General features: G+C 56.8%; 8 protein-coding genes and 1 pseudogene. 2 read left to right on the top strand and 7 right to left on the bottom strand.

What is annotated here, in order from left to right; all coding sequences use genetic code 11:
• Positions 1–144: 144 nt before the first annotated feature.
• Complete coding sequence (locus AC1DUB_RS27790; protein ID WP_477732305.1) at positions 145–924, top strand: IclR family transcriptional regulator; 780 nt, start codon at positions 145–147, stop codon at positions 922–924.
• A 67-nt stretch (positions 925–991) separates the two neighbouring features.
• On the opposite strand, the gene pbpG is transcribed toward AC1DUB_RS27790, so the two are convergent.
• The 7 genes from pbpG to AC1DUB_RS27755 form a co-directional block, all read right to left on the bottom strand.
• On the bottom strand, positions 992–2,053 hold the full coding sequence (gene pbpG, locus AC1DUB_RS27785; RefSeq protein WP_477732304.1) for a D-alanyl-D-alanine endopeptidase: 1,062 nt from the start codon (positions 2,051–2,053) through the stop codon (positions 992–994).
• A gap of 208 nt (positions 2,054–2,261) precedes the next feature.
• Positions 2,262–3,803, bottom strand: coding sequence for a 2-isopropylmalate synthase (locus AC1DUB_RS27780; RefSeq protein WP_477716833.1), 1,542 nt, complete (start codon positions 3,801–3,803; stop codon positions 2,262–2,264).
• A gap of 38 nt (positions 3,804–3,841) precedes the next feature.
• Complete coding sequence (gene leuA / locus AC1DUB_RS27775; RefSeq protein WP_477732303.1) at positions 3,842–5,539, bottom strand: 2-isopropylmalate synthase; 1,698 nt, start codon at positions 5,537–5,539, stop codon at positions 3,842–3,844.
• Positions 5,540–5,715: 176 nt separating this feature from the next.
• Positions 5,716–6,528 (bottom strand): CDP-diacylglycerol--serine O-phosphatidyltransferase, encoded by an 813-nt coding sequence (gene pssA / locus AC1DUB_RS27770; RefSeq protein ID WP_477732302.1) that lies wholly within the window; start codon positions 6,526–6,528, stop codon positions 5,716–5,718.
• Positions 6,529–6,832: 304 nt separating this feature from the next.
• The gene (gene ilvC, locus AC1DUB_RS27765) at positions 6,833–7,849 is read right to left on the bottom strand and encodes a ketol-acid reductoisomerase (RefSeq protein ID WP_477732301.1); all 1,017 of its coding nucleotides are present in this window, start codon (positions 7,847–7,849) and stop codon (positions 6,833–6,835) included.
• Positions 7,850–7,926: 77 nt separating this feature from the next.
• Positions 7,927–8,418 (bottom strand): acetolactate synthase small subunit, encoded by a 492-nt coding sequence (gene ilvN, locus AC1DUB_RS27760; protein WP_477732300.1) that lies wholly within the window; start codon positions 8,416–8,418, stop codon positions 7,927–7,929.
• 104 nt (positions 8,419–8,522) lie between these two features.
• Positions 8,523–10,307, bottom strand: coding sequence for an acetolactate synthase 3 catalytic subunit (locus tag AC1DUB_RS27755; protein ID WP_477716837.1), 1,785 nt, complete (start codon positions 10,305–10,307; stop codon positions 8,523–8,525).
• Positions 10,308–10,643: 336 nt separating this feature from the next.
• Here AC1DUB_RS27755 and AC1DUB_RS27750 point away from each other — a divergent pair.
• Positions 10,644–10,850, top strand: a pseudogene (locus AC1DUB_RS27750) (RNA polymerase sigma factor); the annotation flags it as partial.

Below are 10,850 nucleotides of genomic sequence, written 5' to 3'. Positions count from 1 at the left end.
GCCAATGGACACTCTCCCACCCCGCTATGGCCCCGGAACATAAAACGGATTGATCTGGCCGAAGGACTCATCACCGAAATAGCCTCGAACAAAATCAATAGGTGCATTGCGATTTCACAGGGTAAAATTTAGTACGTAATACCCATGAAAAAGCCAGACGCCGCCCTTGCCTCTACCCCAACCGTTCAGGTGATTGAACGCATGTTCACTTTGCTTGAAATTCTCGCCAATCGCGAAGAGGCGGTCTCCCTCAAGGAGATCAGTGAAAAATCAGGGCTTCACCCCTCCACCGCCCACCGTATCCTGAACGACCTGGCCACCGGGCGTTTTGTGGACCGTCCGGCAGCAGGCAACTATCGGCTGGGCATGCGTCTCCTGGAGCTGGGCAATCTCGTCAAAGCGCGGTTGAACGTACGCGACGCAGCGCTTACGCCGATGCGCGAGCTGCACAAGCTCACTCAACAACCCGTCAACCTGAGCATGCGCCAGGGTGATGAAATTGTGTACGTAGAACGTGCTTACAGCGAGCGATCCGGAATGCAGGTGGTGCGTGCCATCGGTGGGCGGGCACCGCTGCATTTGACTTCGGTCGGCAAGCTGTTTCTGGCTTTTGACGACCCGCAACGGCTGCGCGCCTACGCCACTCGCACCGGCCTGTCGGGACAAACCCGTAACAGCATCACCCAGTTATCGGTACTGGAGCGCGAACTGTCCAAGGCGCGGCAATACGGCATTGCGCGCGACAATGAAGAGTTGGAGTTGGGCGTGCGCTGCATGGCAGCCGGTATCTACGACGATCAGAACAGGCTGGTGGCTGGTCTTTCCATTTCGGCCCCCGCCGACAGGCTTGATGAGCACTGGCTACCCAAGCTGCAGGCGACTGCCAACGAAATTTCAGCGGCGCTGGGCTACAAATCCAAGTAAAAGAGGCTGTCCACCCGGCTCTGCGCATGGGCCGCGATGACACAAAGCGGGGCACCCCCGCCAGACATCAACCACCAATTTGCTTGGCTGAAGCGCTGATGTCTATCTTGTTATCGGTCAAAGGAGTTGACTCTACCCAGCGACGCACGCGCTCGGCATCACCCAGGCGACTGAGCTTGCCGGCGGAATCGAGAAACACCATGATCAGCTTGCGGCCCGCAATTTTGGTCTGCATCACGAGACATTGACCCGCTTCAGAGATATAGCCGGTTTTCTGCAGACCGATATCCCACTCCGGATTCTTCACCAAACGGTTCGTGTTGTTGTATTGCAGCGTACGCTTGCCGACAGCCACCTGATAGCCGGTCGACGTGGACAATTCACGAAGCACCGGGTCTCCATGCGCCGCATTGACCAGCGCGGCCAAATCTTGCGCGCTGGACTGGTTACGGCTGGAAAGGCCCGTTGGTTCGACATAGCTGGTGTCATTCATGCCCAGCATTTTTGCCTTGGCGTTCATCAGATTGACGAATGTGGGCATGCCGCCGGGGTAAGTACGGCCCAAGGCATGCGCTGCACGATTCTCGCTGGACATCAGGGCCAGATGCAACAACTCTCCACGAGTCAGCGTGGTGCCGACCCTGAGCCGTGAGCTGCTGCCTTTTTCGGTGTCGACGTCATCCTGCGTCACCGTGATCATCTCGTCCATGGGCAGCTTTGCACCGCTGATGATGACGCCGGTCATCAATTTGGTGAGTGAAGCAATCGGCAATACGGCGTGGTCATTTTTACTGAACAGTACTTCACGCGTATCCTGGTCAATGACCAGCGCCACGCTAGACTTCAATTCCAGTGGATCCTGGGCCCCATGCAGGCCGGCCATTTGACCGAAAGAAGGTTTGCCGGGAATAGCCGCACGAACAATGGTTCTACCTTTTGTGCCCGCTGTAAACCGGGCACTCTTGCGGGCTGTGACAGCTTTTTTTGTAACAGTCGTTTTCGCAGCGCGCTGCTTTTTTACAATTTCGGTCTTGTCAGTTGCCGCATTGGATACCGGCATTGCAAGTCCAGCAAACAAAGCCAGGAATCCAACGATTTTTAATGCGCGATTGAAAATCTGATTAGACATGGTGAATTTTGCCTGCCGTGGATTGCAATGTAAGTAATGGATGCAGTGTATACAAATAGAAAAAGTCACGCAATATCAAAAACTTGCGTGACTTTCCTAAAAACTCATCAGTTTCGGGGGGAAGTTCTACAACTCAGATTGGGATCTTCGCTACGACATCACTCTAAGTCATTGAATATAAACAATATTTAAGCAGACGGCTGGGAGATCAACCCTGTGCAGCAACGCGGTCAGCCTTGCTCTGAAGCTTGTTCAACGCGCTAAGGTAGGCTTTTGCCGACGCCACCACAATATCCGGGTCCGCCCCAACGCCATTCACCACGCGTCCATTATTTTGTAACCGCACCGTCACTTCACCCTGGCTCTCGGTGGATCCGCTGATGGCGTTCACGGAATACAGCACCATCTCCGCTCCGCTCTTCACATGCGTTTCGATGGCCTTGAGCGAGGCATCTACCGGACCGTTACCGTCTGACTCGCCGCGCATTTCCTTGCCAGCCACGGTGAACACAACGACCGCATGCGGCCGCTCACCGGTTTCGCTGTGCTGTGCCAGTGACACGAATCCATACTGCTCCTGGTCATGATGAATGATGCTTTCGTCACTGACCAGTGCCAGGATGTCTTCGTCGAATATCTCGCTTTTCCGGTCGGCCAGTTCCTTGAACCTGGCAAATGCCGTATTGATGTCGGCTTCGCTTTCCAGCGACACGCCAAGGTCCTGCAATCGCTGCTTGAAGGCATTGCGGCCACTGAGCTTGCCCAGCACCATTTTGCTGGCACTCCAGCCCACATCTTCGGCACGCATGATCTCGTACGTCTCGCGCGCCTTCAGCATGCCGTCCTGGTGAATACCCGACGCGTGTGCAAAGGCGTTGGCACCCACCACGGCCTTGTTGGGCTGCACCACGAAGCCGGTGGTCTGGCTGACCATGCGACTGGCAGCCACGATATGCAGCGGATCAATGTTCATGTCGAGCTTGAAATAGTCCTTGCGTGTTTTCACGGCCATGACGATTTCTTCAAGTGAGCAGTTGCCGGCGCGTTCACCGAGTCCGTTGATCGTGCACTCCACTTGCCGCGCACCGCCGATCATCACGCCCGCCAGTGAATTGGCAACCGCCATGCCCAGGTCATTGTGGCAATGAACGGACCAGATGGCCTTGTCACTATTGGGCACGCGTTCACGCAGCGTCTTGATGAAGTGACCGTACAGCTCCGGCACGGCATACCCCACGGTGTCCGGAACATTAATGGTCGTGGCGCCCTCGTCAATTACGGCTTCAAGCACGCGACACAGGTAGTCAACGTCGCTGCGATAACCGTCCTCGGGACTGAACTCGACATCCGCCACCAGATTGCGCGCAAAACGCACCGAGAGCCTGGCCTGTTCCAGTACCTGCTCCGGTGTCATCCGCAGCTTCTTTTCCATGTGCAGCGCACTGGTAGCGATGAAGGTATGAATACGGGCGTTGTTGGCGCCTTTGAGTGCTTCAGCGGCGCGAGAAATATCACGGTCATTGGCGCGCGACAGCGAGCAGATGGTGGAATCCCTGATCGTATTGGCGATCGCCTGCACGGCCTCGAAATCGCCGTTGGAGCTTGCTGCAAATCCGGCCTCGATCACATCAACTTTCAGACGCTCCAGCTGGCGCGCAATGCGCAGTTTTTCATCTTTCGTCATGGACGCGCCGGGCGACTGCTCGCCATCGCGCAAGGTGGTATCAAAAATGATCAGTTTGTCGGTCATGGCAAGCTCCTGATGGGCTGGTCGCTGTACTGTAGGTCTCAATGCGCAATGGTAGCCGTAGCGGCGGCGCCCTGTCCGACCCTGCTGCGCTGCAGGCCCGAGACGATCGCCTTGAGCGACGCCGAAACGATATTGCCGTCCATGCCAATACCAAAGAGCGTCTGGTCGTTGATGCGCAGTTCCAGGTAAGCCACGGCTTGCGCGCTGGCACCGGAGCCGATGGCGTGCTCGTGGTAATCGAGAACGCGAACCGCATGGCCAGTCGCCGCATTGAGGCCCGCGACAAAGGCATCAATCGGACCGGTGCCCCTGCCTTCGACCTGGTGGTTGCGGCCGGCGATTCGCACATCGGCCTTGATGTTGAACGACTTGCCATCGGCGCCGCCCGTTTCCTCGATCACGAGATGCTGAGGCGCGGCGACAGTCTGGACGCCATATTCTTTTTCAAGCAACGCAAAAATATCTTGCGCCGTCAGTTCCTTGCCTGTGGCATCCATCACGCCCTGCACAACCTGACTGAATTCGATCTGCAGGCGGCGCGGAAGCTCCAGGCCAAACTCGCTTTCGAGCAGGTAGGCAATACCGCCCTTGCCCGACTGGCTGTTGACGCGAATCACCGCTTCATAGCTGCGGCCGAGGTCCTTCGGGTCGATGGGCAGGTAGGGCATGTCCCAGATATCGCCCTCCTTGCGCGCGGCGAAAGCCTTTTTGATGGCGTCCTGGTGCGAACCCGAAAACGACGTGTAAACCAGGTCACCCGCATAAGGATGACGCGGATGCACGGGCAACTGGTTGCAGTACTCCACCGTGCGGCGTATCTCGTCGATTTCAGAGAAATCGAGGCCCGGCGATACGCCCTGGGTGTAAAGGTTGAGCGCAACGTTGACGAGGTCAAGGTTGCCCGTGCGTTCACCGTTGCCGAAAAGGCAGCCTTCGATGCGATCGGCGCCAGCCATCAGGGCAAATTCCCCGGCCGCGGTACCCGTGCCCCTGTCGTTGTGTGGATGAACAGACAAGACGATGGCATCGCGCCGCGCCAGGTGCCGATGCATCCACTCCATCATGTCGGCAAAAATGTTGGGAGTGGAATGCTCCACCGTCGACGGCAGGTTGATGATGCACTTGTGTCCGGGCGTGGGCTGCCATACCTCGGTTACCGCATCGACGACACGCCTGGAAAACTCGAGTTCGGTTCCCGACCACATTTCAGGCGAATACTGGAATGTCCAGTGCGTGCCGGGCTGCTCGGCAGCCAGTTGCATGAAAAGACGCGCGTTATCCGTGGCGAGTTTGACGATTTCGTCCTCATCCATGCCAAGTACGACCCGGCGCATGACGGGCGCGGTGGCATTGTAGAGATGGACGATCGCTTTTTTGGCGCCCCTGAGCGCCTCGAACGTGCGACGGATCAACGGCTCTCGGGCCTGCGTGAGTACCTGGATGGTGACGTCGTCAGGGATCAGCTTGTCGTCGATCAGGTGGCGGAGAAAGTCAAATTCAGTTTGCGAGGCTGAGGGGAAACCGACTTCTATCTCCTTGAAGCCGATCTTCACGAGCGTCTCGAACATCTTGAGCTTGCGCGGGATATCCATCGGCTCGATCAGGGCCTGATTGCCATCGCGCAGGTCGACGCTGCACCAGATCGGAGCACGTGTCAGCACCGCATCGGGCCAGCTACGGTCGGCCAGGCGAGTAGGGGGAAAGGACTTGTATTTGCTCGAAGGTGTTTTCAACATGTTCATCTCGTCAACTCTGAAGATTTCAAAAAAACAGCAACCCAAAGAAAAACGGCCCGTTGCTGTTGCAAACGGGCCGTTGAATTGGGTGTACGCGTGCGCGCTACCGTCTCCGCCCGTGGGGAGATAGCAGTAGTGCCAGCGAAATTTGTTTCATGAAATAAATATACCACACTTTATTTGTGAAGCCCGCGCTCATCGGGCTCATCCGTGGACGTCGAGATCACGCTGGTCTGCAGGCCCTTGGCCCTGCGCCAGCCGTACAGGACATAGCCGGACAAACCATAAAGCACAAACAGCGCAAACATCACGGTGGGTGGGTGAATGTTGATCACCGCAATTCCCAGCGCAATCAGCACGATGACGGCAAACGGCACACTGCGCTTCAGGCTGAGGTCTTTAAAGCTGTAAAACGGGACATTGGTCACCATGGTCAGACCGGCGTAAAGCGTCAGGCCAAAAGTAATCCAGCGAACCTCCAGTCCGTCGACTCCCGCGTCAGTCATCAGCCATATAAAACCAGCCACGAGTGCCGCGGCGGCCGGCGAAGGCAGGCCTTGAAAGAAGCGCTTGTCAACCACGGCTGTGTTGACGTTGAAGCGGGCCAGGCGTAACGCCGCGCAGGCACAGTATACAAAGGCACCAATCCAGCCCCAGCGCCCAAGGCTGGTCAACGCCCACACATAGGCAATCAGTGCCGGTGCTGCGCCAAAAGACACCATATCCGACAGGGAGTCCATCTGCTCGCCAAAAGCGCTTTGGGTATTGGTCATGCGGGCCACCCGGCCATCCAGGCTATCGAGCACCATGGCGCAAAATACACCAATGGCGGCCTGGTCAAAACGCCCGTTCATGGCCATGACGATGGCATAGAAGCCACCAAAGAGCGCAGCCAGCGTAAACAGGTTGGGCAGGATGTAAATGCCTTTACGGCGTTTGCGCACGACTATTTCGTCGGGCACTGAACTCGATTCCTCGCCATCATGCATAAAAATACTCCTGAAGCACAAGCCTTGTGTGCAATGGTTATATGCTATTCAATTCATAGCATCTATTGGCGTCTGCAGCAGACACCAAATCAATGACACACCAATATCCGCCAAACGTGGCCCAGAAATCACACCCTGCGTAAAAAGGTGTCCTTTGAAGGTTGACTGTCTGAGGATACCAAATCAATTGCCCGGATAAAGGCAAAGCGACAGGGAACACTGTCGAGTTTCACGCTACCAATAAAAAGGCCGCGCAAGAAAATTGCGCGGCCTTTTGCAGGACAAGGCCTGATGGATCGTGAAATCAGTTGCGCGTCTGGTCGACGAGCTTGTTTTTGGCGATCCAGGGCATCATGGCGCGGAGTTTTTCGCCCACGATCTCGATCTGGTGCTCGGCGTTCAGGCGACGGCGGCTCAGCAGCGTGGGCGCACCGGCACGGTTTTCGAGCAGGAAGCTCTTGGCGTATTCACCGGTCTGGATGTCCTTCAGGCACTTGCGCATGGCTTCCTTCGTAGCGGAGGTCACGATGTTCGGGCCCGTCACGTACTCGCCATACTCGGCGTTGTTGGAGATCGAGTAGTTCATGTTGGCGATGCCGCCCTCATAAATCAGGTCCACGATCAGCTTGAGTTCATGCAGGCACTCGAAATAGGCCATTTCCGGGGCATAGCCAGCTTCCACCAGCGTCTCAAAGCCGGCCTTGATCAGTTCGACCGTACCACCGCACAGGACTGCCTGTTCGCCGAACAGATCGGTTTCGGTCTCTTCGCGGAAGTTGGTTTCAATGATGCCGGCCTTGCCGCCGCCATTGGCCATCGCGTAGCTGAGCGCCAGATCGCGCGCCTTGCCGCTCTTGTCCTGGTGTACAGCCACCAGGTGAGGCACGCCGCCACCCTGGGTGTAGGTGTTGCGGACGGTGTGGCCTGGCGCCTTGGGAGCGACCATCCAGACGTCGAGGTCGGCGCGCGGAATCACGGCGCCGTAGTGCACATTGAAACCGTGGGCAAACACCAGCGAAGCGCCCTGCTTGATGTTGGGTGCCACGTCGTTGGCATAAACCGCGCCGATCTGTTCGTCGGGCAGCAAAATCATGACCACATCGGCGGCCTTGACGGCATCTGCAACCTCGGCAACTTTCAGGCCGRCTTTTTCGACCTTGGGCCACGAAGCGCCGCCTTTGCGCAGTCCTACGACCACTTTCACGCCGCTGTCGTTCAGATTCTGTGCGTGGGCGTGACCCTGGCTGCCGTAGCCGATGATCGCAACCGTTTTGCCCTTGATCAGGCTCAAATCACAATCCTTGTCGTAAAAAACTTTCATCTCTGGCTCCTAAGTAATCACAAATAAATCAAACAAATCCGRCAAAAGCGCCGCAAGCGATGCCTTTACCGGCAACTTCAAACTCTCAGAATTCGCTCGCCACGGCCGATGCCGCTTGAACCGGTTCGCACCGTTTCCAGGATTGCACTGCGTTCAATCGCTTCCAGAAACGCATCGTTTTTGGACTGGTCGCCCGTCAATTCAATCGTGTAGCTTTTTTCAGTCACGTCAATAATCCGCCCGCGAAATATATCAGCCATGCGCTTCATTTCCTCACGCTCTTTGCCGACGGCGCGCACCTTGACCATCATGAGTTCTCGCTCTGTGTAGGAGCCTTCGGTCAGGTCGACCACCTTCACCACTTCGATCAGCCGGTTCAGATGCTTGGTGATCTGTTCGATCACGTCATCCGATCCGGTGGTCTGGATGGTCATGCGCGACAGGCTCGGATCCTCGGTGGGGGCGACGGTCAGGCTTTCGATGTTGTAGCCGCGCGCCGAGAACAGGCCGACCACGCGGGAAAGAGCGCCCGGCTCGTTTTCCAGCAAAACTGCAATGATGTGTTTCATAAGAAGATTCCTCTTTTCGCTGCCCTCCCCTGCGCACGGTAATGCGCAGGCTTGGCAGACAATAGATTCGTCAGTTGACGGTTGATAAATAGAACGGTGCGGGTTTACAGGTCTTCAGAGCCCAGCAGCATTTCCGTAATGCCCTTGCCGGCTTGCACCATCGGAAACACGTTCTCGGTGGGATCCGTACGGAAGTCCATGAACACCGTGCGGTCCTTGAGCTTGCGGGCCTCACGAAGCGCTGGTTCCACATCCTGCGGTTTTTCGATCAGCATGCCGACATGCCCATAGGCCTCGGCCAGCTTCACGAAATTGGGCAGCGCGTCCATGTAGCTGCTGCTGTAACGCCCGGCGTATTCCACTTCCTGCCACTGGCGAACCATGCCCAGATAGCGGTTGTTGAGCGACACGATCTTGATCGGCGTGTTGTACTGCAGGCAGGTGGAAAGTTCCTGGATGCACATTTGCACCGAGCCTTCACCGGTGATGCAGAACACTTCCGAGTCGGGTCTGGCCAGCTTGATGCCCATCGCATAGGGAATGCCAACGCCCATGGTCCCCAGGCCACCCGAATTGATCCAGCGCCGCGGCTGGTCAAACTTGTAGTATTGCGCGGCCCACATCTGGTGCTGGCCCACATCCGAAGTGATGTAGGTGTCGGCGTCCTTGGTCATGTTCCAGAGCGTCTCGACCACATGCTGGGGCTTGATCACATCGCCCTTGCCCATGCTGTACTTCATGCAGTCGCGCTTGCGCCAGCCTTCAATCGTCTCCCACCAGCCGCCCAGTGCATTGGCATCGGGTTTGAGACCGGACTCCCGGATCATGCTGATCAGCTCGGTCAGCACGTCCTTGACATCGCCCACGATGGGAATATCGACCTTGACGCGCTTGGAAATGCTCGAGGGATCAATGTCGACATGAATGATCTTGCGTTCGTTTTGCGCAAAGTGCTTGGGGTTGCCAATCACGCGGTCGTCAAAACGGGCCCCTACCGCCAGCAGCACATCGCAGTGCTGCATCGCGTTATTGGCTTCAATGGTCCCGTGCATTCCCAGCATGCCGAGAAACTTCTTGTCGCTGGCCGGATAGGCGCCCAACCCCATCAGCGTGTTGGTGCAGGGATAGCCCAGCATGTCCACCAGTGTGCGCAACTCCTGCGAAGCATTGCTGAGCAGCACGCCCCCCCCGGTGTAGATGTACGGCCGCTTGGCAGACATGAGCAGTTGCAGCGCCTTGCGAATCTGCCCGCCATGCCCCTTGCGCACCGGATTGTAGGAGCGCATTTCGACGCTCTGCGGATAGCCGGTGTACGACGTCTTGTTGAACGAAACGTCTTTGGGGATGTCAACCACCACCGGGCCCGGCCGGCCGCTGCGGGCGATATGGAACGCCTTTTTAAGCGTGTCGGCCATCTGGCGCACGTCCTTGACCAGGAAGTTGTGCTTGACGATGGGGCGGGTAATGCCGACGGTGTCGCACTCCTGAAAAGCATCCAGGCCAATAGCGTGGGTTGGCACCTGGCCGGTGATGATCACCATCGGGATGCTGTCCATATAGGCTGTGGCGATGCCGGTCACAGCATTGGTTACGCCCGGGCCGGAGGTGACCAGCGCGACCCCGACATCCCCCGTAGCACGCGCATAACCATCGGCCGCATGCACCGCAGCCTGCTCGTGGCGCACCAGGATATGCTGGATCGAGTCCTGCTTGTAAAAAGCATCGTAGATGTGAAGAACTGCGCCGCCCGGATAGCCCCAGATGTACTTGACACCCTCGGCCTGAAGCGACTTCACGAGGATTTCTGCGCCCCGGAGTTCCTGTGAATTTGCGTTTGTGTTGGCAGACGCGGCTGCCGCGGAAGCAATTTCCGCCTTGGAGACTTCCATGATGAACCTTTGTGAATTTCTCTAACGAAATACCTTGGGTGCCTCTTCGCCCACTCTTGTGAAGCGGCGTTGAGACTTGAGGCCAGAACCATAAGCAGATACATAATCCGCCGAGTCATGACCCGTTTGCCGTTTGAATTGCAAGCCGTATTATGACATTTCGCGTTGCGCAATAGCAGCAATGGCGGAAAAAGTGTCCGGCGAGGGCTATGCGCAGGTACCCTGATGCGATAATTTTGAGGCTGAATCCTTGAGATACATGCTTGGCAGGCATGTTTAGGCGGTATCCGCAAACACAATAATGACAGTGCTGGGACAAACCGGAACCCCAAACCGTTGGCAACTGAACAAGAACTTTCTGATTTCCTGAAAACCGTTGAAAAGCGCGCTTTCAAGCGCAGCGTTTATCACGTACGGGACGAAGAAGCCGCTCTGGATATCGTTCAGGACAGCATGATGAAGCTGGCGCAGCACTATGGCGACAAGCCGGCCGCCGAACTCCCCATGCTGTTTCAGCGCATTTTGTCCAACACCACCCTGGAC

Source organism: Polaromonas sp. P4_F9 (genome assembly GCF_056401235.1).
This window is presented reverse-complemented; position numbering and strand designations above follow the sequence as displayed.

Excerpts from the sequence above, each read along its gene's own strand:
- AC1DUB_RS27790 (WP_477732305.1), top strand. The coding sequence starts at position 145 with ATGAAAAAGCCAGACGCCGCCCTTGCCTCTACCCCAACCGTTCAGGTG.
- pbpG (WP_477732304.1), bottom strand. The coding sequence starts at position 2,053 with ATGTCTAATCAGATTTTCAATCGCGCATTAAAAATCGTTGGATTCCTG.
- AC1DUB_RS27780 (WP_477716833.1), bottom strand. The coding sequence starts at position 3,803 with ATGACCGACAAACTGATCATTTTTGATACCACCTTGCGCGATGGCGAG.
- leuA (WP_477732303.1), bottom strand. The coding sequence starts at position 5,539 with ATGTTGAAAACACCTTCGAGCAAATACAAGTCCTTTCCCCCTACTCGC.
- pssA (WP_477732302.1), bottom strand. The coding sequence starts at position 6,528 with ATGCATGATGGCGAGGAATCGAGTTCAGTGCCCGACGAAATAGTCGTG.
- ilvN (WP_477732300.1), bottom strand. The coding sequence starts at position 8,418 with ATGAAACACATCATTGCAGTTTTGCTGGAAAACGAGCCGGGCGCTCTT.
- AC1DUB_RS27755 (WP_477716837.1), bottom strand. The coding sequence starts at position 10,307 with ATGGAAGTCTCCAAGGCGGAAATTGCTTCCGCGGCAGCCGCGTCTGCC.